This is a genomic window from Arthrobacter sp. Y3221159 (assembly GCF_059089885.1).
Window position 1 is genome coordinate 73,756 of record NZ_JBNHFC010000014.1, and the last position, 25,965, is coordinate 99,720.

At 65.2% G+C, this 25,965-nt stretch carries 26 protein-coding genes and 1 tRNA gene; 20 read left to right on the forward strand and 7 right to left on the reverse strand.

From position 1 onward, the window contains the following. Positions 1-173: 173 nt before the first annotated feature. Both AC5RT3_RS15020 and AC5RT3_RS15025 read left to right on the forward strand, forming a co-directional pair. Complete coding sequence (locus AC5RT3_RS15020; RefSeq protein ID WP_494052331.1) at positions 174-1,316, forward strand: glycosyltransferase family 9 protein; 1,143 nt, start codon at positions 174-176, stop codon at positions 1,314-1,316. Next, positions 1,313-2,278 carry a glycosyltransferase family 9 protein gene (locus AC5RT3_RS15025; protein WP_494124577.1) on the forward strand — a complete coding sequence of 322 codons (966 nt, stop codon included), beginning with the start codon at positions 1,313-1,315 and terminating at the stop codon, positions 2,276-2,278. Before AC5RT3_RS15020 ends, AC5RT3_RS15025 begins: the two co-directional genes overlap by 4 nt. A gap of 305 nt (positions 2,279-2,583) precedes the next feature. Here AC5RT3_RS15025 and AC5RT3_RS15030 read toward each other — a convergent pair whose 3' ends face one another. Continuing rightward, a complete protein-coding gene (locus AC5RT3_RS15030; RefSeq protein ID WP_494052333.1) occupies positions 2,584-3,267 on the reverse strand; it encodes an SGNH/GDSL hydrolase family protein in 684 nt (227 codons plus the stop codon). A 146-nt stretch (positions 3,268-3,413) separates the two neighbouring features. Between AC5RT3_RS15030 and AC5RT3_RS15035 the strand changes: the two genes are divergently transcribed. Both AC5RT3_RS15035 and AC5RT3_RS15040 read left to right on the forward strand, forming a co-directional pair. Next, a complete protein-coding gene (locus AC5RT3_RS15035) occupies positions 3,414-3,914 on the forward strand; it encodes a DUF805 domain-containing protein (RefSeq protein ID WP_494052334.1) in 501 nt (166 codons plus the stop codon). 1,157 nt (positions 3,915-5,071) lie between these two features. Then, complete coding sequence (locus AC5RT3_RS15040) at positions 5,072-5,923, forward strand: phosphotransferase family protein (RefSeq protein WP_494124578.1); 852 nt, start codon at positions 5,072-5,074, stop codon at positions 5,921-5,923. A 119-nt stretch (positions 5,924-6,042) separates the two neighbouring features. On the opposite strand, the gene AC5RT3_RS15045 is transcribed toward AC5RT3_RS15040, so the two are convergent. The 3 genes from AC5RT3_RS15045 to AC5RT3_RS15055 form a co-directional block, all read right to left on the reverse strand. Next, positions 6,043-6,276, reverse strand: coding sequence for a hypothetical protein (locus tag AC5RT3_RS15045; protein WP_494009164.1), 234 nt, complete (start codon positions 6,274-6,276; stop codon positions 6,043-6,045). 6 nt (positions 6,277-6,282) lie between these two features. Further along, positions 6,283-6,759: a hypothetical protein gene (locus tag AC5RT3_RS15050; RefSeq protein WP_494009165.1), complete on the reverse strand. Its 477-nt coding sequence runs from the start codon at positions 6,757-6,759 to the stop codon at positions 6,283-6,285. A 213-nt stretch (positions 6,760-6,972) separates the two neighbouring features. After that, positions 6,973-7,055 (reverse strand) — tRNA-Leu (locus tag AC5RT3_RS15055). A gap of 170 nt (positions 7,056-7,225) precedes the next feature. On the opposite strand from AC5RT3_RS15055, the gene AC5RT3_RS15060 reads away from it, so the two are divergent. Both AC5RT3_RS15060 and AC5RT3_RS15065 read left to right on the forward strand, forming a co-directional pair. Further along, on the forward strand, positions 7,226-8,530 hold the full coding sequence (locus tag AC5RT3_RS15060) for a M20/M25/M40 family metallo-hydrolase (RefSeq protein WP_494052336.1): 1,305 nt from the start codon (positions 7,226-7,228) through the stop codon (positions 8,528-8,530). A 12-nt stretch (positions 8,531-8,542) separates the two neighbouring features. Further along, positions 8,543-9,703 carry an acyl-CoA dehydrogenase family protein gene (locus tag AC5RT3_RS15065; RefSeq protein WP_494009167.1) on the forward strand — a complete coding sequence of 387 codons (1,161 nt, stop codon included), beginning with the start codon at positions 8,543-8,545 and terminating at the stop codon, positions 9,701-9,703. A gap of 80 nt (positions 9,704-9,783) precedes the next feature. On the opposite strand, the gene AC5RT3_RS15070 is transcribed toward AC5RT3_RS15065, so the two are convergent. Next, positions 9,784-10,017 (reverse strand): DUF5703 family protein, encoded by a 234-nt coding sequence (locus AC5RT3_RS15070; RefSeq protein WP_494009168.1) that lies wholly within the window; start codon positions 10,015-10,017, stop codon positions 9,784-9,786. A 39-nt stretch (positions 10,018-10,056) separates the two neighbouring features. Here AC5RT3_RS15070 and AC5RT3_RS15075 point away from each other — a divergent pair, with 39 nt between their 5' ends. Further along, a complete protein-coding gene (locus tag AC5RT3_RS15075) occupies positions 10,057-10,320 on the forward strand; it encodes a hypothetical protein (RefSeq protein WP_013600974.1) in 264 nt (87 codons plus the stop codon). 26 nt (positions 10,321-10,346) lie between these two features. Here the strand turns inward: AC5RT3_RS15075 and AC5RT3_RS15080 are convergent, their stop codons facing one another. Continuing rightward, positions 10,347-11,282, reverse strand: coding sequence for an aldo/keto reductase (locus AC5RT3_RS15080; RefSeq protein ID WP_494009169.1), 936 nt, complete (start codon positions 11,280-11,282; stop codon positions 10,347-10,349). A gap of 52 nt (positions 11,283-11,334) precedes the next feature. Between AC5RT3_RS15080 and AC5RT3_RS15085 the strand changes: the two genes are divergently transcribed. Continuing rightward, positions 11,335-12,168, forward strand: coding sequence for an undecaprenyl-diphosphate phosphatase (locus tag AC5RT3_RS15085; RefSeq protein WP_494009170.1), 834 nt, complete (start codon positions 11,335-11,337; stop codon positions 12,166-12,168). Positions 12,169-12,183: 15 nt separating this feature from the next. Then, on the forward strand, positions 12,184-13,461 hold the full coding sequence (gene mshC / locus AC5RT3_RS15090) for a cysteine--1-D-myo-inosityl 2-amino-2-deoxy-alpha-D-glucopyranoside ligase (protein ID WP_494124579.1): 1,278 nt from the start codon (positions 12,184-12,186) through the stop codon (positions 13,459-13,461). Positions 13,462-13,549: 88 nt separating this feature from the next. Here the strand turns inward: mshC and AC5RT3_RS15095 are convergent, their stop codons facing one another. After that, a complete protein-coding gene (locus AC5RT3_RS15095) occupies positions 13,550-14,455 on the reverse strand; it encodes a PAC2 family protein (RefSeq protein WP_494124580.1) in 906 nt (301 codons plus the stop codon). A gap of 150 nt (positions 14,456-14,605) precedes the next feature. On the opposite strand from AC5RT3_RS15095, the gene AC5RT3_RS15100 reads away from it, so the two are divergent. The 11 genes from AC5RT3_RS15100 (at position 14,606) to AC5RT3_RS15150 (ending at position 25,959) form a co-directional block, all read left to right on the forward strand. Continuing rightward, on the forward strand, positions 14,606-15,352 hold the full coding sequence (locus AC5RT3_RS15100) for an HAD family hydrolase (RefSeq protein WP_494124581.1): 747 nt from the start codon (positions 14,606-14,608) through the stop codon (positions 15,350-15,352). Continuing rightward, a complete protein-coding gene (locus AC5RT3_RS15105) occupies positions 15,339-16,511 on the forward strand; it encodes a site-2 protease family protein (RefSeq protein ID WP_494124582.1) in 1,173 nt (390 codons plus the stop codon). The genes AC5RT3_RS15100 and AC5RT3_RS15105 overlap by 14 nt, the downstream gene beginning before the upstream one ends. 96 nt (positions 16,512-16,607) lie before the next feature. After that, on the forward strand, positions 16,608-17,672 hold the full coding sequence (locus AC5RT3_RS15110; protein ID WP_494009175.1) for a tRNA (adenine-N1)-methyltransferase: 1,065 nt from the start codon (positions 16,608-16,610) through the stop codon (positions 17,670-17,672). Positions 17,673-17,753: 81 nt separating this feature from the next. After that, positions 17,754-19,505, forward strand: a complete 1,752-nt coding sequence (gene arc / locus AC5RT3_RS15115; RefSeq protein ID WP_494052343.1) for a proteasome ATPase — start codon at positions 17,754-17,756, stop codon at positions 19,503-19,505. Beyond that, complete coding sequence (gene dop, locus AC5RT3_RS15120; RefSeq protein WP_494052344.1) at positions 19,502-21,175, forward strand: depupylase/deamidase Dop; 1,674 nt, start codon at positions 19,502-19,504, stop codon at positions 21,173-21,175. Before arc ends, dop begins: the two co-directional genes overlap by 4 nt. Positions 21,176-21,260: 85 nt before the next feature. Next, positions 21,261-21,464 carry a ubiquitin-like protein Pup gene (locus AC5RT3_RS15125; protein ID WP_009358585.1) on the forward strand — a complete coding sequence of 68 codons (204 nt, stop codon included), beginning with the start codon at positions 21,261-21,263 and terminating at the stop codon, positions 21,462-21,464. A gap of 79 nt (positions 21,465-21,543) precedes the next feature. Next, positions 21,544-22,365 (forward strand): proteasome subunit beta, encoded by an 822-nt coding sequence (prcB, locus tag AC5RT3_RS15130; protein ID WP_494052345.1) that lies wholly within the window; start codon positions 21,544-21,546, stop codon positions 22,363-22,365. 1 nt (position 22,366) lies between these two features. Next, entirely contained in the window at positions 22,367-23,077 is a 711-nt protein-coding gene (prcA, locus tag AC5RT3_RS15135; RefSeq protein WP_494009180.1) for a proteasome subunit alpha, read from the forward strand. 8 nt (positions 23,078-23,085) lie between these two features. Further along, positions 23,086-24,450 (forward strand): Pup--protein ligase, encoded by a 1,365-nt coding sequence (pafA, locus tag AC5RT3_RS15140; RefSeq protein ID WP_407709467.1) that lies wholly within the window; start codon positions 23,086-23,088, stop codon positions 24,448-24,450. 113 nt (positions 24,451-24,563) lie between these two features. After that, positions 24,564-25,493, forward strand: coding sequence for an FKBP-type peptidyl-prolyl cis-trans isomerase (locus tag AC5RT3_RS15145; RefSeq protein ID WP_494052346.1), 930 nt, complete (start codon positions 24,564-24,566; stop codon positions 25,491-25,493). A 70-nt stretch (positions 25,494-25,563) separates the two neighbouring features. Further along, the gene (locus AC5RT3_RS15150; protein WP_009358590.1) at positions 25,564-25,959 is read left to right on the forward strand and encodes an FKBP-type peptidyl-prolyl cis-trans isomerase; all 396 of its coding nucleotides are present in this window, start codon (positions 25,564-25,566) and stop codon (positions 25,957-25,959) included. Positions 25,960-25,965: the final 6 nt, after the last annotated feature.

The window sequence follows — 25,965 nt, forward strand, 5'->3', positions numbered from 1 at the left end:
GTATGAAACGTACAGCATCGGACGGCTATTCCCCAATAAGCGGAGTATATTTGCCCCCGCCTGGGTACGGGTTCAGGGGAGGCGGCCATCACACCTGGCGGGTAGCATGGCCGCGCAGGCAGCGGAGGCCCGCGGCAAGCGGCGCGGTCTCCGCCCGAAGCGAAGGGGCGTATGTGGAGCAGCTCACTGCAGAGTTCGGTGGTGCCGGGCAGGTTGGCCTAGGAGTCGGCCCGGTGCTGGAAAAGTTCGACTCCGTGTCCAGGATCGCTGTGTTGCGGGGCGGCGGTTTGGGCGACTTGATCTTCGCCATCCCGGCCATGGCCGCCCTAAAGGCGGCATATCCGGATGCCACCTTGACCCTTTTGGGCTCACCAATCCATAAGTCGCTGCTTACGGCAGTGAAAAGTCCGGTGGACGAGGTGTGCATACTCCCGTATTCAGAGGGAGTCCGTCCCGGTGATGAAGACCCGGAAGCGCTGGAGGCTTTTTTTGCGGACATGCGGGCCCGGCACTTCGATCTCGCCGTCCAGGTGCACGGCGGGGGCAGATATTCAAACCCTTTCCTGCTCCGGCTCGGAGCCCGTCACACGGTGGGCACCCGGACGCCCGACGCCGCCAGCCTGGAACGGACTGTTCCATACCTCTACTACCAGCACGAACCCCTGCGGGCGGTGGAGGTGGCGGGGTTCGCCGGCGCGTTCCCGGTTGACCTCGAGGCCCGCCTCGAACCTCACGCAAAGTTGCGCGGCGAATATAACGGAACGGACGACGGCGGCCAGCCCCTCGTGGTGATCCATCCCGGCGCGACTGATCCCCGCCGTCGTTGGCCGGTTGGGCAGTTCGCCGAACTTGCCGGCGCCTGCGCAGCCGACGGCTGCCGGGTGGTGATCGTCGGGGACAAGAGCGAGCAGGAACTGGCGGAGCAGATTGCGGAACAGGCGGCATCGGCAGCCGTCACCTCGGTGGCCGGGGCACTGGACATGGCCGGGTTAGTGTCCCTGATGGCGGAAGCCGCCGTGGTGGTCGGAAATGACAGCGGCCCGCGCCACCTTGCCCAGGCCCTCGGTGTGCCCACGGTAGGGATCTTCTGGGCAGGAAACGTTATTAATGCTGGGGCACTGGGCCGAAGCCTGCACCGGATCCATGCCGCCTGGGTGACCACGTGCCCCACCTGCGGCATTGATGTCACGCAGGTAGGCTGGACCGCCCCGCGCTGCGTGCACAACGACTCCATTGTTGCAGGCGTCCCGGTGCGTGATGTGTACGAGGATGTGCGGAGCCTGATGGCAACGGCAGCAGTCAGGCAGGGCGCGTGAGCGTGGGGCAGAACCTTGAACGTGGCAGCGACGTCCTCGATGGAAAACCGGAGCTTTTGGTCCTGCGTGCCCTGAAGCTGGGTGACCTCCTGGTTGCTGTCCCGGCGCTGAAGGCGCTCCGGCGGGCGTATCCCGAACACAGGCTTCGGTATGCGGCGCAGGGGTGGCTTTCGGAAGCTTTGGGGCTGGTGGGCGGTTACGAGCTGCTGCCCACACACGGCCTTGACGAGCCGCTTGCTATGGAAGCGGGAGTGGTGGATGTCGCGGTCAATCTGCACGGAAGCGGCCCGGAAAGCCAGGGACGGATCGACGCGCTCAAGGCCCGGCGGACCATCGGGCATCGAAGCCCGGACCGGGAGGGCCCGCCGTGGCGCGCGGAACTGCATGAACGGGAACGCTGGGTCCGGCTCTTGGAGTGGCATGGCATCGACGCGGACCCGTTGGATGTAGGGCTGCACCCGCCGCACGTCCCGAGCCCCGTTCCCGGCGCCACGGTCCTGCACGTCGGGGCAGCCTACGGCAGCCGGCTGTGGCCGGCTGAGCGTTTCGCTGCGGTTGCCGCCATACTCGTGGAAGCTGGCCACAAGGTCGTTTTTACGGGGGGCAGCGGGGAGAAGGACAGGGCCGTGGACGTGTGCCGCCGGGCCGGCCTCCCGCCCGGGGCTGTGCTGGCCGGTGAACTTTCGCTGGGGGAGTTCGCGGCGACGATCGCCGCGGCACGCCTGGTGATCTCTGCGGATACCGGGGCCGCGCACCTGGCCTCGGCGTACGGCACCCCCTCTGTGGTGCTGTTCGGGCCCGCGCCGCCTGAAATCTGGGGGCCGCCACCGGGCCCGCATATTGTCCTGACTCGTGCGGATTTGCGGCGGGGTGACACGTTCTCAGCGGAGCCGGACCCTGCTTTGCTGGCGATTAAGGTCCCGGACGTTCTGGCTGCCGTTCGGGAGTTGGGCCTGTTCTAGGTGGTGATTACCCTGATCGGCGGGACGGCTCATAAATTGTCGCCGCAGCCCCGCCGGCGGGAGCCCGGCAGCCTAAAATTAAGCATGGGCACTGAGATGGAAATTGGCTTGGTGTTTTTGGCAGCGTTGCTGTGGGTCACGGTGACGCTGAGCATCCTTTCGGCCATCGACCGTTCGGAGCGCAAGGCGCGCCGACAGCAGAAGCGCGCGGAGCGCATAAAGCACCGCCGGGTTCAGTACCGTCCGGCAGTATCCGGTGCAGACCCGGGGAAACGGGGCAGGCATCCGCGGAGATTAAGGCCCCATTAGAACAGCGGGTACTGCTGTTGCGGCCGCCCCAGCACCACAACGGAGTTCGCGCTTTGCTGCGGCATTCGCGCGAACTCAGCCACGGCCTTGGCGATCTTGAGCCCGCCCTGTGACGAGGGTTCGATCGGGTTCGCGTAATCCCCGTCTTCACTGCAGATCAGGCGGAGGTCAATCAGGGTTGCCTGCCGGGAGAAGGCCACCCTGGTAATCGGATCATTGAAAAGGCACAAAGCTGCCTTGAGGACCGGATGGTCTGGTCCGGATGGGGGCGTGTCATAGATGGTGCAGGCAGCGCAGGGCAGGCCGGTTGCCGCCAACTGTTTGAACATGGCGTCGTATTCCGCGGCGAACCTTTCCCGTGCCCGTGCCAGCATTGCGAGCGCCCCTGCAACCGAGGGGGCCTGCTCCTCCAGCAATGGGGCATAGCCAAGGGCATCGTTCCCGCCGGCACTGACCACGAGATGGGTTGCGTCCCCGGGCAGCGCCCGGAGCTGCCGGTGGACGCCCTCTATAGTGTCGCCGTCGAGGGCCAACAGCGAGCACCGCCAGGACGGCAGTTCCTGCCTCAACTGGTTAACGACGTCGGGGCCTCCGTCAACGTAGGCGGCATTGTCAAAGATGGAATCACCCAGCAGGACCACGTGGCCAGGAATGGCATCCGTCGTCGTCATCTCCTTCATCTGCCCATGGTGCCGCGGGCGGGCGGCACTTGCCAGCGGTAAAGCCGGGGAAATATTTGGTGAAGTTTATCCATCGAAAGGAATTTGGGCGCGGGGTGGTCCTAGGATGGGCTGGTCTCATCACTTAACAACTTCCGGGGGAAACCATGAGCTATCCGCAATACCCGAGCCAGCACCAACAGTCCTACCAGCCCGGCACGGCCGGGGAGCCGCCGCTGTGGGCGCCCTACTACGGGGCCACGCTGCCCTTGGCCGTCCGGCGCTTTTTCAAGAAGTACGCCACCTTCTCCGGCCGGGCCAGCCGGAGCGAATACTGGTGGTGGGCGCTTGTTGCCTTTGCCGTAGGCGTCGTCCTCAACATCATCACCTCCGTGGCCGGCGCTGCCGGGTCCACGGTGACAGCCGACGGCACGCCGGTTCCCGGCCCCGGAGCGCTCGTGGGCAGCATCCTTTTGATCGTATGGGGACTGGCCGTCATTGTTCCGTCCATCGCTTTGCTGGTCCGCCGACTGCATGATGCCAACCTGAGCGGCTGGCTGGCCCTGCTGATCCTGGTGCCATTCCTCGGCGCACTGGCCCTGGTCGTCATGGCGATCCTGCCGTCCAACCCTGCCGGGCAGCGCTTCGACCGGCCGGTTGGCTATTAGCCCCGGCCTGAGCAGCAAGAAGCCCGCTTCCCTGGAGGCGGGCTTTTTGCTGCCAGCAAACTGTTGGGATTTGCGGCGGAGAGCGAAGGGGCCATCACCGGACTTTTTTCAGGCGCAGTCTGTGGTGGCGCCGCGGGGAAATTTGCGTCGTCGCTGGACGGACGCGCCGCCAGGGCCTGTAGTGCAGGCTTCCGCTGTCAGCAGACCGGGGAGCGGAGGCCACGAGCGTCGACCCATTCCGGCGGCGCCGCAGCCTCAGGATCACGAAAACCGTCATGCCTATCCAGGCCAAGGCGGCCCCGATAATCAGGGCCACACCAGTGATCGTATCCATGGCTCAGTGTAGGAGCAGGTGTGCCACTGAAAGCTGCTCGGGCACCAAGGGTTACGGACACGTAATGGCAGCTCGACGGGTGTTATCTGATCATGATTTTTGCGCTGCGACGGGCTACCGATACCGGTCCGAGTCCAAGGACGCCGGGGAGTAAGCACAGAGGGAACGTTAAACGCGTCAACCGGCCCCAGTCACACGGACGCCGCCCACTGCCCCTGTCCAAGGCGTATCTCCCGGGCCGGGCAACACCAGATGAGCAAACACGGACCCCTGTTGAAGAGTCATAACTTCGGACGTGGTTCCGGTGCAGTCCAGCGCGAGTTCCACCGGCCGAAAAGGGGCCCCTGGATGCTCCTGGCCTACCGAGACCTTCGCCCCGGAGGCGCCGACGCAGGCTGCTGTGACGGTGTACTGCCCGGACGCAGGCACCGCAGCCGTCGCGCCGAAGCCCCTGACAGGTCCGTCCAGTGGCCCTACCTCAAAGAGGAGGGCTGGACCCGGCGATGCCCTAAGGAGCCGGTACAACTCAGCGTAATTTTGGGCCTCCTGCTCCAGGATCTGCGAATCGCTGTAAGGCTCGAGGGTGGCTGTTTGGGACGGGCTGCCAGCTGTTGGCGTAACCGGCGGTCCGGAAGCAGTTGGCTCCAAGGGTTCGGGGTAGTCATAGACGCACCCCGCAGTGCCGCAAAGCAGGCTCAGCAGGCACAGCGCAAACGCAGGTCCGTGCCGGCTGTGCTTCATGTCCACGTTTCCATGGTGGGCACGCAGGTTATTCAAAACAACCACCTCCGCTTCCCGGCGACATGTTGGTAGGCTCCGACGCATGGGGCGATGGGATGCCGGGCGGTTGTCACAGCAGCAGGCAGAATTGGTCAGCTCCCGGCACGGCTCGCCTGAGCTCATCGCTGACCTGTCATGGGGCCAGGTGGACACCAAAGTACTACACGTACGCGACGGCGATACGGATGTCATCGTCAAAGCTGCAGCGCAAAACAATCACCATATTGGGCGGGAAATCAGGGCCCACTCCTCCTACACCGGGCCCCTGGTCAGCCAGGGCCGGGTGGCGCGGCTGCTGTACTCCAGCCGGGAGCTGAACCTTCTGGTTCTTGAGTACCTGGACGGGAAACTGGTCGGGGGCACCGGACTTGAACTGGACGGGGATACGCACGCACAGGCCGGCAAGATCCTGAAGACACTACATAGCCAGGACTCGCGGGCTGACGAGGAATACGATCCGGCGGCCACGGCTAAGGCCTTGAGTTGGCTGGACCGGGAACACCGTATCGAAGCAGAGGTGGAGTGCGAAGTCCGGCGGCGCCTTGCAGAGTACCGGCCGGGCTGCAGGGAAGTGGTGCCAACGCACGGGGACTGGCAGCCCCGGAACTGGCTCAGCGATGGAGCGGAGGTCAGGGCAATAGACTTCGGCCGCTTCGATTTCCGTCCTGCAGCCACTGACTTTTGCAGGCTGGCGGTCCAGCAGTGGCAGCATTGCCCGGGCCTCGAAGCAGCTTTTATCGACGGGTACGGTGACGACCCCCGGCACAACGTTGTCTGGCGGATTGACCTGCTGCGTGAAGCTGTGGGCACGGCCGTTTGGGCATACCTGATCGGCGACGAGCGCTTTGAGTCCCAGGGCCACCGGATGTTGCAGGAGGCACTACAGCTGTTTTGAATGGGGGACAGGCTGCTGGCGGCCCTGGCCGGCTCAAATGTTGACGTAGCAGACTCCGCAACAAGAAGAGCCAGCCCCCGTTCGCGGTGGAGCTGGCTCTTCCGTGTGGAAAGTTCGTGTTATGACGCCTGCGGTTCTTCCCGGGCGAGTTCCTTGATCCACTCCGGAGTGGTTCTTCCGAGCCGGCGGTCAGTCACGAGCCTCAACTGAGCGGCCGCAATCTGCACACCGCGGTCATAGGACGCGGGCCGGTGGGAGAGTTTCGGGGAGCCAGCGGCATGCTTGGGTTCTTTCACCGCGGCGCCGTTTGAGTCATGGTCGCGGTCTGATTCCGGGGCGGTCATCATGCTCATCGCCTCCTACACCTCATCCTTGGTTGTTGATTCATTGTCGCCCGGTTCCGGCCCGTCGTCCACCCTGCCCGGACGCGCCTGCTGACGCAATTCCGCCCGGGTTTGCTCGGCGACTTCCAGCGGGTCCACCCACGCGGACGTGATGATCTGCAGTTCCTCCGGCCCCGCAAGGGTGCTCTCGGCCAGCACCGACATCACCCGAAGCCCCAGCTTCGCCCGGTCAGGCTCGTCGGACATCGAGCTGTCGATCGCCCACTGCGTACGCTTCCACCATTCTGCCCGATTGTCAGCCTCCCGTTTCTGCGCGAGGGCCTTCTCGTCGGCCGTGGTCCGCTGCCGGAGGGTGTTCCACCCGATGAAAGCGGCAAGCAGGGCACCAAGCAGCACGGCCAGCGGACCCAGGGCCGCCAGAATCTGCCACCACTCAGCCGGACCGGTGTCCACTATGACTTGGACGGGGCTGGGGGAGGGAGTCGGATCCACTGGACCAGCTTAGGTGGGGCATGAGCGGATCCGGTGTTTTGGCGCCCGTGCCGCGGTCAGTCTCCAGCTACTCCCGGGCACGAGAGCGGAAACGCGCACCCGGAGGACGGGGACCTGCGGCGATGTCGTATCCAACACATCCTGCCCGGGAGGGTATGGGTGAGGGCACGAAAAAGCCCCGGAAAATCTGTGATTTTCCGGGGCTTCCCTTTGTGCGCGGAGGGGGACTTGAACCCCCACCCCCTTTCGAGGACTAGCACCTCAAGCTAGCGCGTCTGCCATTCCGCCACCCGCGCAGGTGGTATTCCGGGACCCGTTCACACCTTCCGGTGTTTCGCGCCTCTCCGAAGCAGCGAGAAAAACTCTAACACGACTTTCCGGGAACAACGAATCGGGCCATATGGGTAGGCTGAGGGCAGCGGTTTCCGCCCGTGCCAGCCAGTCATTCGCTAACGAGGAGCTCTCAATGCCTGACGTCCTGCCCGAGGATGAAGTTGTCCGGATCTGCCAGGAGCTCATCCGGATCGATACCTCGAACTACGGGGACGGATCCGGGCCGGGGGAGCGGGCGGCCGCTGAATACGCCGCCGGGCTGATCGAGGAAGTGGGCCTGGACGCCGAAATCTTCGAGTCCGCCCCGGGCAGGGCGAACGTGGTGACCCGCCTGGCGGGCGAGGATCCGTCCGCCAGCGCCCTGGTGGTGCACGGCCACCTGGACGTCGTCCCCGCCCTTCGCGACCAGTGGTCTGTGGACCCGTTCGGTGCCGAACTGAAGGACGGGCTGATCTGGGGACGCGGCGCCGTCGACATGAAGGACATGGACGCCATGATCCTTTCCGTCCTGCGCAGCTTCGCCCGGACAGGAAAGAAGCCCAAGCGGGACATCATCTTCGCCTTCTTCGCCGATGAGGAAGCAGGCGGGGCCCTGGGCGCCCGCTACGCTGTGGACAAGCGCCCCGAACTCTTCGAGGGGGCCACGGAAGCGATCTCGGAGGTGGGCGGGTTCTCCGCCACTATAGGCGGCCAGCGCACCTACCTCCTGCAGACGGCGGAAAAGGGCATCTCCTGGCTCCGCCTCGTGGCGCACGGCCGCGCCGGCCACGGCTCCCAGATCAGCACGGACAACGCCGTCACCCGCCTGGCCGCGGCCGTCACCCGCATCGGCGAGTACAAGTGGCCCATCGAACTGACGTCCACCACGCGCCAGTTCCTTGACGGCGTGACCGAACTCACGGGAGTGGAGTTCGACGCCGACAATCCGGACCGCCTGCTTGACCAGCTGGGCACGGTGTCACGTTTCGTGGGCGCCACCCTCCAGAACACCACCAACCCCACCCTGGTCAAGGGTGGCTACAAGCACAATGTCATCCCAGAATCGGCAGAAGCCCTCATAGACTGCCGGACCCTGCCCGGCCAGCAGGAGCAGGTCCTGGAGATCGTCCGCGAACTGGCCGGAACCGGCGTCGATGTCAGCTACGTCCACCAGGATGTTTCCCTTGAGGTGCCCTTCGCCGGGAACCTTGTGGACGCGATGATCGACGCCCTCCACTCCGAAGACCCCGGAGCCAAGGTACTGCCCTACACCCTGTCCGGTGGCACGGACAACAAGTCCCTCAGCAGGCTGGGCATCACCGGCTACGGCTTCGCACCCCTGATGCTCCCGGATGAACTCGACTTCACCGGCATGTTCCACGGCGTCGATGAGCGCGTTCCCGCGGACTCGCTCAAGTTCGGCGCCAGGGTCCTCAACACCCTGCTCACCAACTACTGACCAAGGAAGCCCATGACGCCTGAAGACGTGCTGCCGGACTCCCTCCTGGAACGGATCCGCAACAGGGCGGCCGGCTACGACCGGGACAACAGCTTTTTCCACGAGGACCTGCAGGAGCTTGCTGCCGCAGGTTACCTGAAGTTGTTTGTCCCCGCGTCCGACGGCGGCGTGGGCTTTGGCCTGGAAGCGGCGGCGCAGTGCCAGCGGAGGCTCGCAACGGCTGCCCCGGCCACCGCCCTGGCCGTGAATATGCATCTGGTATGGACCGGCGTCGCCTATGTTCTGAAGAGCCGCGGGGACAGCTCGCTGGAGTTCGTCCTCAAGGAAGCGGCAGAGGGCGAGGTCTTCGCATTCGGCAATTCCGAGGCTGGAAACGACGCGGTCCTTTTCGATTCCCGCACCGAAGCTACTCCTCTTCCGGATGGTGGTTACTCATTCACGGGCACGAAGATCTTCACCAGCCTGTCACCGGCCTGGACGCGGCTGGGGATTTTCGGAAAGGATCCGGAGGCAAGGGGCGGCGACGGCGAACTCGTCCACGGGTTCATCACCCGCGAGACGGCCGGCTACCGCATCCTCGATGACTGGGACACCCTGGGCATGCGTGCCAGCCAGTCCGCCACCACTGTCCTCGAGGGCGTGCAGGTCCCGGCGGAACGGATCTTCCGCAAGCTCCCCGTCGGGCCCAACCCGGATCCCCTGGTCTTCGCCATCTTTGCCTGCTTTGAAACGCTGCTGGCCGCCGTCTACACGGGACTGGGGGAGCGGGCGCTGGCTGTGGGCGTCGAAACAGTTACTCGCCGCACCTCATTCAAGAACGGCGGCCGGAGTTACGCCCAGGATCCGGACATCCGCTGGAAGGTTGCCGAGGCAGCAATGGCCATGGACAACCTTTACCCGCATTTGAAATCGGTGGCCGCCGACGTGGACACCGTTGCCGACCATGGCGCCCAGTGGTTCCCGAAGCTGGTGGGGCTAAAGGTCAATGCGACCGAGACGGCCCGGCGGGTGGTGGACCTGGCGATCCGGGTCAGCGGCGGATCCAGCTATTTTCGTGGTTCCGAACTTGAGCGGCTCTACCGGGATGTCCTCGCCGGCATGTTCCACCCGTCCGACGACGAATCGGCCCACAACACGGTGGCGAACGCCTGGCTGGGGCCACTCGAGAACTAGACAGTCCGTTGGACGAGTGAATACCTAGACGGTCCGTTGGACGAGTGAATACCTAGACGGTCCGCTGGACGGATGAATACCTAGACGGTCCGCTGGACCTGCAACACCTTGCGGCGGAGCCAAAACCGCCGGCCGCCGCCCACATACAGCTTGCTGCGTTCCAGTTCCCACTTGCCGTACTCGGAGTGTTCCACCAGGCGGCGCCGTGCGTCATGAAGCGAATCGTCGGGACTCACCGTCAGTACGAGGTACTCGTACTGCCTCAAATAGTCCCGTTCCCGCTGGACCGAGCTGGTGAGAAATTGTTCCTTCATTGCTCTCCATTTTCGTCCTTTTCCGGCTAACGTGAAGTCATGAGCATCGATCCGCGTGTCGCGCTTTCGTCCCTGACCACCGCTTTGGAAGAACACCTTATAGCAGCATCCAACCGCCGCGGAGATGGTGATCCGTCCGTTGAGGCAGCATTTTTCGCAGTGGCAGACGCCTTCGAAGTTTATGAAGATGCACTGTACGAGGCCTACAACGAAGTAACCCCGCTGCAGGTCTTTGATGACGAGGACGAAGAGGACGAGGAGAGCGACGTGGACGACGAGGATCTGGAGATCGTCGAGGAGTAACTCCCGGACAGCGGATCGGACTGAAGCTACCGCGCCGCGGACACGTCCTCCAAGGCCAGGGCAATTTCAGGCGGCAGCGGCGCCAGTTGCGCCTCTAGTATTTCCTTCAGCTGCACGGGTGTCCGTGCGCCCACGATCGCGGTGGACACGCCATGCTGCGACAGCAGCCAGCTAAGCGCCACATCCTGCGGTGACCTGCCCAGCCCTTTTGCCGCCATGCAGACCGCTTCTACCGTCCGGGACGGCTGCTCTGCCAGGTACGGCTCCACATACGCCGCCCCGGAAGCGGAAGCGCCCCGCGACCCGGACGGAATGCTGCCGCGGTACTTTCCGGTCAGGACGCCGCGGCCCAGCGGAGCCCAGGCCATCAGGCCCAGGCCGGCATCCTCCACGGCCGGAATGAGCTCGGCTTCCGGCTTCCGCTGGACGAACGAATATTCCGCCTGCACCGCCACCAGCGGGAAGCCCGCAACAGCCGCCGCCTTCGCCGCCTGCCAGCCGGTGAAATTGGACACACCCGCGTACCGGGCCCTGCCCGTCCGGACAGCAAACTCCAGGGCAGACAGGGTTTCCTCCAACGGAACGTTCCCGTCCCAGGCCTGGGCGAACCAGATGTCCACGTAATCGGTGCCGAGCCTGGCCAGGCTGGCCTCCAGCCCGGTGAGCATCGCGTTACGGGAGGTATCGACGGCGCGACGGCCATCCGGCGTCGTCATTCCCGCCTTGGTGGAGATGGTGACCTCGGTCCGGGCCACCACGTCGCCCAGCAGCGAACCCAGCATGGCTTCGGCGCGTCCTTCGGAGTAGGAGGCTGCCGTATCCACGTGCCGCCCGCCGGCGTTGAGGAAGGTGCGCAGCAGCTCGGAAGCGTCCTGTTCGTCGGTCTCGCCGGCCCAGTCCATGGTGCCGAGCGAGATGGCTGAAACACGCAATCCACTGTTGCCGACGTAACGCTGCTGCATAGCAGCAAGCTTACGGGCAGAACCACCCGTACCCATGCCGTAGGGTCTTAGCGTGAACTGGTTTGAGGTGGCCCTGCTGGGCCTAGTGCAGGGACTGACCGAATTTCTTCCAATTTCTTCTAGTGCGCATCTGCGGATCGTGGGTCAATTCCTTCCCAACGCCGCTGACCCGGGAGCAGCCTTTACCGCCATCACCCAACTGGGTACCGAAACGGCCGTGCTGGTGTATTTCTGGCGGGACATCGTCCGGATCGTCAAAGCCTGGGCAGGTTCTCTGCGTGGACAAGTGTCCCGGCAGGATCCCGACGCCCGGATGGGCTGGCTGGTCATCCTGGGCAGCCTCCCCATCATCGTGCTCGGCCTGCTGTTCCAGGATCAGATCGAGTCGGTGCTGCGCAGCATGTGGATCGTGGCCACCATGCTCATCGTCTTCGGCCTCTTCCTGGCCATCGCTGACGCGGTCGGCAAGCAGAAGCGCGACCTCAACCACCTCACCTACAAGCACGGCATCCTCTACGGATTCGCGCAGGCCATGGCACTGATTCCCGGCGTCTCCCGGTCCGGCGGCACCATCACGGTCGGCCTGCTCATGGGATATACCCGTGAGGCCGCGGCGCGCTACTCCTTCCTTCTCGCCATCCCCGCAGTATTCGGCAGCGGGCTCTACCAGCTATACAAGGTGGTCTCCAAGGAGGGCATCACCGGACCCTACGGACTGCCTGAAACGGCCCTGGCGACGGCCATCGCCTTCGTGGTGGGCTACATCATCATCGGCTGGTTCCTGAAATTCGTCTCCACCCGCAGCTACCGCCTGTTCGTCTGGTACCGCATATTGCTGGGCCTGGGCCTGTACCTGCTGCTCGGTTTCGGAGTCATCAGCGCCTAGCACTAGGCTTGGTGTGTGAAATCCTGGTCTTCCCTCCCCGTTCCTGCCCTGCCCGGAAGCATGCCTGCCATCCGGTTGTTCGATACTGCGGCAGGCCGCGAGGTGGAGCTTGAGCCTGAGGCCCGGCCGTCCATGTACGTCTGCGGCATCACCCCTTACGACGCCACGCACATGGGCCACGCAGCCAGCTACGTGGCCTTCGACCTGCTCAACAGGGCGTGGCGCGATGCTGGCAAGGACGTCTCCTACGTCCAGAACGTGACCGACGTCGACGATCCGCTGCTGGAACGGGCCACGGCCACCGGAGTGGACTGGCGGGACCTCGCCGCCAGCCAGATCGAGCTGTTCCAGACAGACATGGAGGCGCTCAACGTCCTCTCCCCGGACCATTACGTGGGTGCGGTTGAATCCATTGGACTGATCGTGCCCGAGGTGGAGCGGCTGGTCAGCCTCGGCCTGGCCTACACGGTTGAAGGCACCAACGGGGAGCCGGATGGTGACGTCTATTACGACGTCGAAGCGGCCGGCAAGCAGTCTGTGGCACCGGGAGCATGGAGCCTGGGCAGCATTTCGGGACTGCCGGAGAGCGAAATGCTGGAGCTTTTCGCGGAACGCGGCGGCGATCCCGGCCGTGCAGGAAAGCGCCAGGCCCTTGACCCGCTGCTGTGGCGCGTGGCACGCGACGGCGAGCCGAGCTGGCCCGGCGGCAGCCTCGGCGCGGGCCGGCCCGGCTGGCACATCGAATGCACAGTGATCGCGCAGAAGTACCTGCCGTCCCCGTTCACCGTCCAGGGCGGCGGCTCTGACCTGATCTTCCCGCACCACGAAATGGGCGCCGGCCACGCGTTCTCGCTCGCGGGTGTGCCGCTGGCCAGGCACTTCGCGCATGCGGGCATGGTGGGGCTCGACGGCGAGAAAATGAGCAAGTCCAAGGGCAACCTGGTGCTGGTTTCCAAGCTGCGGGCCGCGGGGGAGGACCCCGCCGCCATCCGGCTCGCCATCCTGGCCCACCACTACCGCTCCGACTGGTCCTGGACTGACGAAGGCTTTGGCGCTGCGAAAGCCGACCTCGCCGCCTGGCGCCGGGCCCTCGAGCACGCCCCGTCAGGTTCCGCCAAACCCCTGATTGCCGACATGCGGGCTGCGCTGGCCGCTGACCTTGACGCACCGGCGGCCGTTGCCGCAGTGTCGCGGTGGGCACGCGAGGCGACCGACGGCGGTGCTGCCGCCAGCCCCGCCGACCGGGACCTCGTGAAGGATGCGGTGGACGCCCTCCTGGGCATCCGGCTCTAGGCCTTCACACACGGTTCCGGGGCTTAAAGCAAAGGGACCTGACGGGAAGGTTTTCCCGTCAGGTCCCTTTGAATCGGGTTATACGGGGTCAGGGCCTGTCCTGGCCCCGTCTCTTCAGGTAGCGCTCGAACTCGCGGGCAATGGATTCCCCGGTTGCTTCCGGCAGGTCCGCGGTGTCCTTCGCTTCCTCCAACTGACGGACATACGCTGCAATCTCGGGGTCTTCGGTGGCAAGTTCGTCCACGCCCCGCTCCCAGGCATCCGCTTCCTCTGCCAGCTCGTGCGTATCCAGCGGCACCTGGAGCAGTTCCTCGATCCGGTGCAGGAGGGCCAGCTGTGCCTTGGGTGACGGCGCCTGCGCCACATAGTGCGGTACGGCGGCCCACAGCGAAACGGTGGGAATGCCCGCCAGGAGCGCCACCTCGGCCAGAACGCCCACAATGCCCACCGGACCTTCGTACTGCGAGGCTTCAAGGTTCATGCGTTCCCGCAGCGGCGCATCGTCCGAGGACGTGCTGACCGGGATGGGCCGGCTGTGCGGGACGTCCGCCAGCAAGGCACCCACCAGCACCACGTAGTCAACGTTCAGCGTTTCCGCATGCACCAGCAACTCGGCCGTGTAGGCGCGCCATTTATAGGACGGCTCCGTACCCTGGACGAAGATAACGTCCACATTGGAGTTGGGTGCGCTTGCCTTGTAGATACGGGTGGAGGGCCACTTGATCTTGCGTTCGCCGGCGGCATTCCTGCGGACCGTAGGGCGGGTGAACTGGAAGTCGTAATACTCATCGGCGTCTATGGACGCCACCTTCTTGCCACCCCACAGCTTGTTCAGGTAGCGCAGCGAATCGCTGGCCGCCTCCCCGGCGTCGTTCCAGCCTTCAAAGGCGGCAAGCATCACGGTTACGCGTTCCCCGTCAGCCACGGGCTGCAGGAACCGTTCCCGCTCGGGTCCGGCACCCGGTGCGTCGGTGTCTCCCTCGAAGCTATTCATTTCTTCACCCTACGTCCAAGGTGCTTCCCCGCGCATGACTGAAGCGCCGCAAATCACCGGATACACATCCAGCGGCCGGGAACCATCCCGGATTCGGCCAAGGGCGTAAGCCCACAGGGTCCGTCCAGCAAGTCCCCGTAGACTGGGCACATGCGATCGCCTGCCTCCAGTTCCCCGCTCAAAGCCGTCCTCTGGGATATGGACGGGACCATCGTGGACACCGAGCCCTACTGGATCGCCGCGGAGCGCGCACTCGTGGAAGCCCATGGCGGCTCATGGTCCCATGAACAGGCCATGCAACTGGTGGGTCAGTCCCTCACGTTTTCGGCGGGGCTCCTCCAGGAGGCCGGGGTCCGGATGGGGATCCGCGAGATCATCGACAGCCTTACCTCCACGGTCATCAGCAGCGTACGGCAGCAGGTGCCCTGGCGGCCCGGTGCACGGGAACTCCTTGAGGAGCTTCACCAGGCCGGGGTCCGGTGCGCCCTGGTCACCATGTCCGAGGGCCCCCTCGCGCGGCAGGTGGTGGAAAGCCTGCCCCGCCCATACTTCGAAATCCTCGTGACCGGCGATACCGTGTCCCGGGGAAAGCCCCACCCCGAGGCCTACCTCACGGCCGTAGAGCGGCTACAGGAACGCGACCCGGACCTGGGCATCCAGCATTGCGTGGCGCTCGAGGACTCGGCGCCGGGCGTGGCAGCAGCCGTTGCCTCTGGGGTGCCCACGGTGGCCATACCCCACATTGTTCCGCTGCCGGGGGACAGCCGCTACACGCTGTGGGACTCCCTTTCCGGCCGGTCCCTGCCTGACCTGGAGGCCCTCCTGCCAGCAAGCCAGGCCCTTGCCGCGGGCAGCGCAGGGGAGCCGGCCTCCGCCGTCGGACATGCCCGTGACTGAGACTCCCACTCCAGTGCGCCGCGAAGGCATCCCGCTCGGCAGAATCGCCGGCGTGCCCGTGGTGCTCGCCTACTCGTGGTTCATCATCGCCGCCTTCACAGTGATCGCTTACGGCCCGGTCCTTGGCCGCAGCAACCCCGCCCTCGGCGCCAGCGCCTACATCATTGCGTTCGCCTACGCAGTCCTGCTCCTGATTTCCGTGCTTGTCCACGAACTGGCCCACGCCCTGACCGCCAGGATCTACGGCTGGCCCACGCAGAAGATTGTCCTTAACCTCTGGGGCGGCCACACCCAATTCGAAAGCTTCACCGCTTCGCCGGGAAGGTCGGTGCTGGTGGCCCTGGCCGGGCCTGCAGCCAACTTTGTGCTGGCCGGCGGCGCCTGGCTGCTGCTTTCCTCTGCAACGCTGGGCAGTGTGGCGGATATCCTCATCAACATTTTCATGTGGGCCAACTTCCTGATCGCCGTTTTCAACGTGCTGCCCGGGCTGCCGCTCGACGGCGGCCGGCTGGTGGAGTCTGCAGTCTGGAAAGCCACCGGAAGCCAAGCCAAGGGAACCATCGCCGCCGGCTGGGGCGGCCGTATCATCGTGATCGCCATTGCGTACTGGTTCCTTCTCCGCCCCCTGCTCGCCGGCGAAGAACCTGAATTCAGCCTGGTCCTGATCACCGTCCTGGTGGGAGGGTTCCTGTGGATGGGCGCCTCCGCTTCAATCCAGCAGGGCACGCTCCGCCGCCGGCTGCCACTGGTCAGCGCGCAGGCCCTGGCGAGCCCCGCCGTCGGACTTCCCGCTACCGCGACGGTCCAGGACGCACTGCGCCACGGGGCCGCGGGACAAAGCTTCGTGGTGGTGTACGGACCTGACGGCCGGCCCCAGGCTGTGGTGGATGCCACGGCACTGGCTGCCGTTCCGCCTGCTGCCGCCCCTTCCACCCCCGTTACAGCAGTCTCCTTTGCGCTGGCCCCCGGCGCGTACGTCCCGGAATGGGCGAAAGGACAGGAGCTCATCACCTTCCTTTCCCAGGTGGCAGGGCACCACTACGCCGTGATCGACCATAACGGCAGGGTCACCGGCCTGCTCTCGCAGGAGGCGGTGCTGGCAGCCATCACCGGGAAGCGGCCGCGGCCCGATAGGCGCCCGCAGGGCCAGAACCGGTAGAGTTACCTGCCGGTGTGCATCGCCGCCGCAGAAGCCACCATGTCTGCCACAGCACATCTCTGCGCGGCCCACAGGTTTACAGGAGCGAGGAACATCATGAGCAGCGAAACCGCCGTCAACGACGCCACAGCAGCAGCCGGGTCCGGCGCCGCCGCCGGCAGCTCGCAGCCGGTGGGAGCGGCCAGGCGCCGCGGGCCGTTCCGGGAAGGCGAACGCGTCCAGCTCACCGACGAGCGCGGACGCATGAACACCGTCACCCTTGAGCGCGGCGGCGCGTTCCACACCCACCGAGGCTTCCTCAACCATGACGACATCATCGGCAAGGTGGACGGCTCCGTGGTGGTCAACAACGTTGGCCAGCAGTACCAGACCCTGCGCCCGCTGCTCTCCGACTTCGTGCTGTCCATGCCGCGGGGCGCGGCCGTCGTCTACCCCAAGGACGCCGGCCAGATCGTCACCATGGCGGACATCTTTCCGGGCGCCCGCGTGGTGGAAGCAGGTGTGGGCTCAGGCGCCCTCTCCATCTCCCTGCTCCGCGCCGTAGGCGACCAGGGCTACCTGCACTCCTTCGAACGGCGCGAGGAGTTCGCGGACATCGCCCGCGGAAACGTGGAAACCATCTTCGGCGGCCCGCACCCCGCATGGCAGATCTCCCTCGGTGACTTCCAGGAGGAAGTGGTCCGCAGCGAGGCGCCCGGCTCTGTGGACCGCGTGGTCCTGGACATGCTGGCACCTTGGGAGTGCCTCGACGCCGTCGCCACCGTCCTGGCCCCCGGCGGCGTCTGGATCAATTACGTCGCCACGGTCACCCAGCTTTCCCGCACGGCCGAAGCCATCCGTGCAGATGGGCGCTTCACCGAACCGGACGCCTGGGAGTCCCTGGTCCGCGGCTGGCACCTCGAGGGACTGGCCGTCCGCCCCGACCACCGCATGGTGGCCCACACCGGTTTCCTCCTGGTCACGCGCAGGCTGGCCGACGGCGTCACCGGCATCTCGGTCAAGCGCCGCCCGTCAAAGACCGAATTCAACGAAGAAGACGTCAACGCCTGGACGCCCGGTGCCGTGGGGGAGCGGCTGGTGTCCGACAAGAAGCTGCGCCGCGCCGCCCGCGACGCGATTGCCGGCACCAATGTCAAGGACGGCCCGGAGGTCACGAACTAGTCCACATTTCGGGAGTCGCCATCCCTACCTGCCTTCTTGGGGCTAATGTCTTAATAGAAGCGCAGGAAGGGGCTGATACAAATGGAGACTCCAAACCAGGACTCCGGACGTACACCGGCAGAGCAGTCTGCCGCCAATGACCTCTCGGTTGCCGACCGCCAGGTCAACATCCTCCGGGACAAGCTCAGGCACATCGACCGACAGTTGGCTGCCGCAACGCAGAACAACACCAAGCTGGTCAGCATGCTTGAGACCGCGAAAGCCGAGATCCTCCGGCTGAAGAACGCGTTGGACCAGGAAGGACAGCCGCCGTACAGCTTCGGCACCATCCTCCAGCTGAACCCCAAGCGCCCTCCGGTGCCCGGTGGCAGCGGGCAGGCTGCCACGGAGGAATCCGCTGACATCTTCAACGCCGGCCGGAAAATGCGCGTCGGCATCAGCCCGCTGGTGAACATCAACCAGCTCGCCGTGGGCCAGGAAGTCCTGCTGAATGAAGCACTCCTCATCGTGGCCGGCCTCGGCTACGAACGGGCCGGCGAACTGGCCACGCTCAAGGAAATGCTCGGCGCCGACCGCGCCCTGGTGGTGGGCCGCGCCGACGAAGAACGGGTGGTCCGCCTCTCCGGCGCCCTCCTTGCCGAGAAACTCCGCGTGGGCGATGCGCTCTCCATCGATTCCCGGACCGGGTACGCGCTGGAAAAGGTGCCCCGCTCCGAGGTGGAAAACCTCGTCCTGGAAGAAGTCCCGGACATCACCTACGAGGACATCGGCGGCCTCGGCCCGCAGATCGAACAGATCCGCGACGCCGTCGAACTTCCGTTCCTGCACCCGGACCTCTACCGGGAACACGGGCTGAAGGCGCCCAAGGGCATCCTGCTCTACGGGCCTCCGGGCTGCGGCAAAACCCTCATCGCCAAGGCCGTTGCCAACTCCCTCGCCGCCCGCGCCGCGGAGCGCTCCGGCAACGTGGACCTCAAGAGCTACTTCCTGAACATCAAAGGTCCGGAACTCCTAGACAAGTACGTCGGCGAAACCGAACGGCACATCCGCCTCATCTTTTCCAGGGCACGGGAAAAGGCCTCGGACGGCAGCCCGGTAGTAGTGTTCTTCGACGAGATGGATTCGCTGTTCCGCACGCGCGGCACCGGCATCTCCTCCGACGTCGAAACAACCATCGTGCCGCAGCTGCTGAGCGAAATCGACGGCGTGGAGCGGCTGGACAACGTCATTGTCATTGGCGCCTCCAACCGCGAGGACATGATCGATCCGGCCATCCTCCGGCCCGGCCGGCTGGACGTCAAAGTCAAGATCCACCGCCCGGACGCCGAAGCGGCGGCCGATATCTTCAACAAGTACATCACCACCGACCTGCCCTTCCACGAATCCGACCTGGCCGAGCACGACGGCGATGTCCAGGCAACGGTGGACGCCATGGTCCAGCGGACGGTGGAGGCCATGTACTCCACCGACAAGTCGAACGAATTCCTGGAAGTCACCTACGCCAACGGTGACACCGAGATGCTGTACTTCAAGGACTTCAACTCCGGCGCCGTGGTCCAGAACGTTGTGGACCGCGCCAAGAAGTACGCCATCAAGGACCTCCTGACCACCCACCAGAAGGGGCTCCGGATCGAGCACCTGCTGCGGGCTGTCGTGGACGAATTCCGTGAGCACGAGGACATGCCCAACACCACCAACCCCGATGACTGGGCCCGGATCTCCGGCAAGAAGGGCGAGCGGATCACCTACATCCGCACCATCGTGCAGGGCAAGGCCGGCCAGGAGCCTGGCAAGTCGATCGAAACCATGCCCACCACGGGACAGTATCTATGACGGCTGCACCGGAACCCGCCGCCGGGGGAGCACTCCCCGCCGGCGGGGCCATGCGGGTGATGGGCGCGGAAACCGAATACGGCATCCATGCCCCGTCCGCGCCTTCCGCCAACGCCACCATGATGAGTGCCCGGGTGGTCCAGGCCTACGCCCAGGTCACCCGGCAGCGCGCCGCCGGGGGCGCCGAAACGCGCTGGGACTACACCGACGAGGAGCCGCTGCACGACGCCCGCGGCTGGACCGTGGACCGCGGCGCGGCACACCCCAGCCAGCTGACCGACCAGCCGCCCGTCCTGGACGCCGAGGCGGTAGCCCTGGCGTACGGCCGTGAGGAACTCGAACTCGACGGGCAGGACGAGTCCGGCACGCTCCTGATGAACATGGTCCTCGGCAACGGTGCACGCCTGTACGTGGACCACGCCCACCCCGAGTATTCGAGCCCCGAGGTCACCAACCCGCGCGACGCAGTCACCTGGGATGCCGCCGGCGACCTGGTGGGGCTGGCGGCCGTGCGGCGGCTGGCCGCGGACCCTGACCTCCCGCCGGTTAACCTGTACAAGAACAACACGGACAACAAGTCCGTGTCCTACGGCTCGCACGAAAACTACCTCATGCCGCGCTCGGTGCCCTTCGGCGACATCGTGCGGGGGCTGACGCCGTTCTTCGTGACCCGCCAGATCTTTTGCGGGGCCGGCCGGCTGGGGATTGGCCAGGACGCTTCCGCGTCCGGCTACCAGATCAGCCAGCGCGCCGATTTCTTCGAGGCCGAGGTGGGCCTGGAAACAACCATCCGCCGGCCCATCATCAACACGCGGGACGAGCCGCACGCCACCGCCGACAAGTACCGGCGCCTGCACGTGATCATTGGTGATGCCAACCTCAGCCAGGTGTCCAACTACCTGAAGTTCGGGACGACCGCCATGGTCCTCAGCCTGATCGAGGCAGGCCTGGCGCCAAAAGTCGAGGTGTACGAACCTGTGCAGGCCCTCCAGACGGTCAGCCATGATACGTCCTTGACGGCAACAATGCGGCTGCTCGACGGACGGCGGGTCACCGCCCTGGACCTGCAGTGGATGTACCACGAGGCAGCGGCCAAGCTGGCACAGGATACGGGCGTCGGCGATGCCGTGGACGGGGACGGACACACGCATGATGTCCTGGAGCGGTGGGCCACAGTGCTCACCCAGCTGGACAGCAACCGGGCGGCGGCAGCCAGTTCCGTTGAATGGCTCGCGAAACTCTCGCTCCTGGACGGATACCGCCAGCGGGACAACCTGGACTGGGATGACGCCCGGCTGGGACTCGTGGACCTGCAATGGTCCGATATCCGGCCCGAAAAGGGGCTGTACTACCGCTTCCTTGCGAGGGGTCGCATGCAAAGGATCGTGGACGACGCCGCGATCGCCGCCGCCGTCGGGGAGCCCCCGGCCGACACCCGCGCATTCTTCCGGGGCAAGTGCATCAGCAGCTTCGGCAAGGATGTGGTGGGCGCGAGCTGGGACTCGGTGATCTTTGACGTTCCCGGATATGGCCGGCTGCAGCGGGTGCCCACCAGGGAGCCGCTGAGGGGAACCAAAACCCTCACCGGAGCGTTGTTCGAACGCTATCGGGAAGCGGGTCCCTTCCTCGCAGAGTTGTTGGGACACAATACCGCTCCGCCTGCGGCGTAAACCGCGCCGGACGGCCGCCAGCGTGGCAGGATTGGCATATCGGAGGATCCGCCGGATCCAATGATCCATAGAAGGAGGGAAAACGATGGCAGGCCAGGAGCAAACGCAGCCGCAATCACGCGACAGCCAGGTCGACGAGGACATTCCTGAGGCGCCACCCGCACCGCCGGAAGCCCAGGCTTCGGCATCCACGGAAGGCGTGGACGACCTTCTGGACGAGATCGACGGCGTTCTGGAATCCAACGCCGAAGAATTCGTCCGGGCATTCGTCCAAAAAGGCGGCCAGTAACCCGGACCGGAAAGGTGGCGGAAGCCCCGGACGGACGGAATCTGTACCGACTTTAGTACTACGTTCAAGGAGTTCATGAGTGCAGGAATCAACCGCCAACCAGGTAGCCGCCAACGCCACCTCGTCCTTTACGGAACATCTGCAGCGGGACCGGCCGGAGCTTTTGCCCTTTAGCCGGTCCCCTCAGGGTGCTGCGTCCGCAGCTGCCCCGCTGCAGGTTCCGCACGCCACCACGATCGTCGCCATGAGCTACGACGGCGGCGTGCTGATGGCGGGGGACCGGCGAGCCACCATGGGGAATGTCATCGCCAGCAGGCACATCGAAAAGGTGTTCCCCGCGGACCGGTTCTCGGTTCTGGGCATCGCGGGGACTGCCGGCATTGCCATAGACCTGACGCGGTTGTTCCAGGTTGAACTTGAGCATTACGAAAAAATCGAAGGCACGCTCCTCAGCCTCGAGGGCAAGGCCAACCGCCTGGGGGCCATGATCCGCGGCAACCTGCCGCTCGCCCTGCAGGGCCTGGCCGTCGTCCCCCTGTTCGCCGGATTCGACACCAGCGCCGGCGTGGGAAGGCTTTTCTCCTATGACGTGACCGGTGGCCGGTACGAGGAGCACGAACACCACAGCGTGGGGTCCGGTTCGGTCTTCGCACGCGGAGCCCTGAAGAAACTGTGGCGGCCCAACCTCACGGCGGCAGAAGCGCTTGCCGTCGCGGTGGAGTCCCTTTACGACGCCGCCGACGACGATTCGGCCACAGGCGGCCCCGACACCGTCCGCCAGCTGTGGCCCGTGGTCTATACGGTGGACAGCTCCGGCGCCCGCCGGATTCCCGAGGCTGAACTCGCCGCCGCGGCACGCAACGTCATCGAAGCCCGCACCATTGCCGGACGGGAGGCCTGAGATGACGCAGCAGTTTTACGTATCGCCCGAGCAGCTGATGAAGGACCGTGCGGATTTCGCACGGAAAGGCATCGCCCGAGGCAGGTCCGTGGTGGTCATCAGCTGCGCCGACGGGATAGCGCTCGTGGCGGAAAACCCGTCACCGTCACTGCACAAAATCGGCGAGATCTACGACAAGATCGCGTTCGCCGCCGTCGGGAAATACAACGAATTTGAAAGCCTCCGGCAGGCCGGCGTCCGGTACGCGGACGTCCGCGGATACTCGTACGACCGCGAGGACGTCACCGCGCGCGGCCTTGCCAGCGTCTACGCACAGAGCCTGGGCGCCGTCTTCACCGCGGAGCAGAAACCTTTCGAGGTGGAACTCGCTGTGGCCGAGGTTGGTCCCACCCAGGAGGAGGACCACCTCTATCGGCTGACCTTCGACGGTTCGATCGCCGACGAACACAGCTTCGTGGTCATGGGTGGCCAGGCGGAGAAAGTTTCTTCAGCCATTGAAGGCGGATGGCGCAGCACGCTCAGCTTCTCCGAGGCCGTCCGGCTGGCCCTGTCCGGGCTGGCGCCGGCAGCCGATTCGGATGAATCAGCCAAGGCGATGCCGGCCAGGGCGCTGGAAGTTGCAGTCTTGGACAGGCTGTCCGAGAGTACACGCGGCTCCCGGCGCGCCTTCCGCCGGCTGAACGACGCGGACATCACTGCACTGCTGGCCTAGGAGGAAACATGGACAAGAGAATCTTCGGTATTGAAACCGAGTTTGGGATCTCCTATTCGAGCCCCGATTCCAGGCCTCTTGCCCCGGAGGAGGTGGCCCGGTACCTCTTCCGCAAGGTGGTCAGCTGGGGCCGCTCGTCCAATGTGTTCCTCACCAACGGTTCCAGGCTTTACCTGGACGTGGGTTCCCACCCCGAGTATGCCACCGCCGAATGCGACGACCTTGCCCAACTGATCGCGCACGACCGGGCGGGCGAGCTAATCCTGGACGACCTCGTGGATGAGGCCCAGGCGCGGCTGGCCGCGGAGGGGTTCAACGGCACCGTCTACCTGTTCAAGAACAACACGGACTCCGCCGGCAACTCCTACGGCAGCCATGAAAACTACCTCATCCCGCGCCGCGGTGAGTTCTCCCGGCTGGCCGAGATCCTGATTCCGTTCCTGGTCACCCGCCAGCTCATCGCCGGTGCGGGCAAGATCCTGAAGACGCCGCACGGGGCGACGTACGCGTTCTCGCAGCGCGCGGACCACATCTGGGAGGGCGTCTCCTCGGCCACCACCCGCTCGCGCCCCATCATTAACACTCGCGACGAACCCCACGCCGACGCCGAGTTCTACCGCCGGCTGCACGTCATCGTGGGCGATTCGAACATGTCCGAAGCTACTGCCCTGATGAAAGTGGGCACGGTGGACCTCGTCCTGCGGATGATCGAGGCCGGTGTGATCATGCGGGACATGAGGATGGAGAACCCCATCCGCAGCATCCGCGAGATCTCGCACGACCTCAGTGGCAGGGCCCTGGTCCGGCTGGCCAATGGCCGCCAGCTCACCGCCCTCGAAATCCAGCAGGAATACCTGACCAAGGTCACCGCCTTCGTGAAGGAAAACGGTGCCCACAACCCGCATGTCCCGTTGATCCTTGATCTGTGGGAGCGTACGCTCAAGGCCATCGAAAGCGGGGATTCCCGCGGTATCGAGACCGAAATAGACTGGGCGATCAAGAAAAAGCTGATGGACAACTACCGCGAACGCCACGGGCTGGGCCTGGATGCGCCCAGGATTGCGCAGCTTGACCTGACCTACCACGACATTTCCCGCGGCCGCGGCCTGTACTACCTGCTGCAGTCCCGCGGTGCGGTGCGGCGGATCGTGGACGACACCGTCATCAAGGACGCCGTCGACGCCCCGCCGCAGACCACCCGGGCCAAGCTGCGCGGCGACTTCGTCCGGCGGGCCCAGGAACTGGGCCGCGACTACACCGTGGACTGGGTACACCTGAAGCTCAACGACCGTGCCCACCAGACCATCCTCTGCAAGGACCCGTTCAGGAGCGTCGACGAGCGCGTGGATGCGCTTCTTGACTCTATGGGCTGACACCCAGCTTCAGGGTCTATTCTGGATAAGGCCCTTTACCAGGGCCTGCCGCGATCACGGCCGCTGCAACGCGGAGCATCGCATCCATCCTGCCCCGACGAAAGTTCTCTTACGTGCGCCGACTACTAGCAATCCTTCTTCCCGGCCTGCTGCTGCTCACCGCCTGCGGCGGCTCAAACCCCGCAGAGCCGGAACCCACCAGCCAATCCGCTGGCGAGACTGCAAAGTTCGACACCCTTAAACTGACCGACAACGGTGACAAGAAGGCCCCAGGCGTGGAGTTCACCAAGCCGCTCGAGGTGGCCGAACCCACCATCAAGGTGGTCAGCGAAGGCAGCGGGGAAACGGTGAAGGCAGACCAGATCGCCAACATCTCCATCCTTGCCCTCAACGGCACCGACGGCGCCACCCTCGAAGATACGTTCCCCAACGATCCGGAACCCCTGGAACTCAACGAGGAACTGAAAACCGGCAGCCCCGTCATCTACAACGCCTTTGTAGGCAGTAAGGTGGGCTCAAGCCTTGCGCTGGCAGTTCCGGGACAGGCTGCCACCGCCGGTGCGGAGGCCCAGCCCACCCAGCTCCTCGTGATCAAGGTCCTCTCGGCCACCGATGTGACGCCGGCGCTTGAGAAGCCGGAAGGCGAGACCGTCACCCCTCCCGCGGGACTGCCCACCGTGACCGAGAAGGACGGCGTACCGGAGATCAACGTCGAAGGCGTAGCCGCGCCCACCGCGCTGGTGTCACAGGACCTCATCAAGGGCAACGGCGCCGTGGTCAAGGAAAGCGACACCCTGACAGTCAACTACGTGGGCGTGACACTGGCCGGCGGCACCAAGTTCGATTCCAGCTTCGACCGCGGCGAACCGGCAAGCTTCCCGCTGACCGGTGTCATCAAGGGCTGGACACAGGGCCTGGCCGGCAAGACCGTCGGTTCCCGCGTCCTGCTGGTCATCCCGAAGGACCTGGCCTATGGCGACGCGGGCCAGGGCGAGGCAAAGGGCGATCTTGTCTTCGTAGTGGACATCCTCGGCGCCAAGTAGCAAGACTTACAAGGAGGCCGCAGCCGGCTGGCTTGTGGTACCAACCATCAGCACCCACAAAGGAGCAACCATGTCATTCGGACAGCGGGAATTCGACCGCCAGAAGCCCGAGATCGATTTCCCGGAAGGCGACGTTCCCACCGAACTCGTCATCAAGGACCTCATCGAAGGTGACGGCCGCGAAGCCAAGGCAGGGGACACCGTCTCCACCCACTACGTCGGAGTGGCCTGGTCCACCGGTGAAGAATTCGACGCCTCGTGGGGCCGCGGCGCGCCGCTGGACTTCCGTGTGGGCGTTGGCCAGGTCATCCAGGGCTGGGACCAGGGCCTGCTGGGCATGAAGGTGGGCGGCCGCCGCCGGCTGGAGATCCCCTCCGAGCTGGCCTACGGCTCCCGTGGAGCAGGCGGCGCCATCAAGCCCAACGAGGCTCTCATCTTCGTTGTGGACCTCGTCGGCGTCCGCTGACCCTAC

What these genes read in the sequence shown, in the direction of transcription:
- AC5RT3_RS15030 (WP_494052333.1), bottom strand. Translation starts at nt 3,267, where the DNA reads ATGAAGGAGATGACGACGACGGATGCCATTCCTGGCCACGTGGTCCTG.
- AC5RT3_RS15035 (WP_494052334.1), top strand. Translation starts at nt 3,414, where the DNA reads ATGAGCTATCCGCAATACCCGAGCCAGCACCAACAGTCCTACCAGCCC.
- AC5RT3_RS15040 (WP_494124578.1), top strand. Translation starts at nt 5,072, where the DNA reads ATGGGGCGATGGGATGCCGGGCGGTTGTCACAGCAGCAGGCAGAATTG.
- AC5RT3_RS15045 (WP_494009164.1), bottom strand. Translation starts at nt 6,276, where the DNA reads ATGAGCATGATGACCGCCCCGGAATCAGACCGCGACCATGACTCAAAC.
- AC5RT3_RS15060 (WP_494052336.1), top strand. Translation starts at nt 7,226, where the DNA reads ATGCCTGACGTCCTGCCCGAGGATGAAGTTGTCCGGATCTGCCAGGAG.
- AC5RT3_RS15065 (WP_494009167.1), top strand. Translation starts at nt 8,543, where the DNA reads ATGACGCCTGAAGACGTGCTGCCGGACTCCCTCCTGGAACGGATCCGC.
- AC5RT3_RS15070 (WP_494009168.1), bottom strand. Translation starts at nt 10,017, where the DNA reads ATGAAGGAACAATTTCTCACCAGCTCGGTCCAGCGGGAACGGGACTAT.
- AC5RT3_RS15075 (WP_013600974.1), top strand. Translation starts at nt 10,057, where the DNA reads ATGAGCATCGATCCGCGTGTCGCGCTTTCGTCCCTGACCACCGCTTTG.
- AC5RT3_RS15080 (WP_494009169.1), bottom strand. Translation starts at nt 11,282, where the DNA reads ATGCAGCAGCGTTACGTCGGCAACAGTGGATTGCGTGTTTCAGCCATC.
- AC5RT3_RS15095 (WP_494124580.1), bottom strand. Translation starts at nt 14,455, where the DNA reads ATGAATAGCTTCGAGGGAGACACCGACGCACCGGGTGCCGGACCCGAG.
- AC5RT3_RS15100 (WP_494124581.1), top strand. Translation starts at nt 14,606, where the DNA reads ATGCGATCGCCTGCCTCCAGTTCCCCGCTCAAAGCCGTCCTCTGGGAT.
- AC5RT3_RS15105 (WP_494124582.1), top strand. Translation starts at nt 15,339, where the DNA reads ATGCCCGTGACTGAGACTCCCACTCCAGTGCGCCGCGAAGGCATCCCG.
- AC5RT3_RS15110 (WP_494009175.1), top strand. Translation starts at nt 16,608, where the DNA reads ATGAGCAGCGAAACCGCCGTCAACGACGCCACAGCAGCAGCCGGGTCC.
- arc (WP_494052343.1), top strand. Translation starts at nt 17,754, where the DNA reads ATGGAGACTCCAAACCAGGACTCCGGACGTACACCGGCAGAGCAGTCT.
- dop (WP_494052344.1), top strand. Translation starts at nt 19,502, where the DNA reads ATGACGGCTGCACCGGAACCCGCCGCCGGGGGAGCACTCCCCGCCGGC.
- AC5RT3_RS15125 (WP_009358585.1), top strand. Translation starts at nt 21,261, where the DNA reads ATGGCAGGCCAGGAGCAAACGCAGCCGCAATCACGCGACAGCCAGGTC.
- prcA (WP_494009180.1), top strand. Translation starts at nt 22,367, where the DNA reads ATGACGCAGCAGTTTTACGTATCGCCCGAGCAGCTGATGAAGGACCGT.
- pafA (WP_407709467.1), top strand. Translation starts at nt 23,086, where the DNA reads ATGGACAAGAGAATCTTCGGTATTGAAACCGAGTTTGGGATCTCCTAT.
- AC5RT3_RS15150 (WP_009358590.1), top strand. Translation starts at nt 25,564, where the DNA reads ATGTCATTCGGACAGCGGGAATTCGACCGCCAGAAGCCCGAGATCGAT.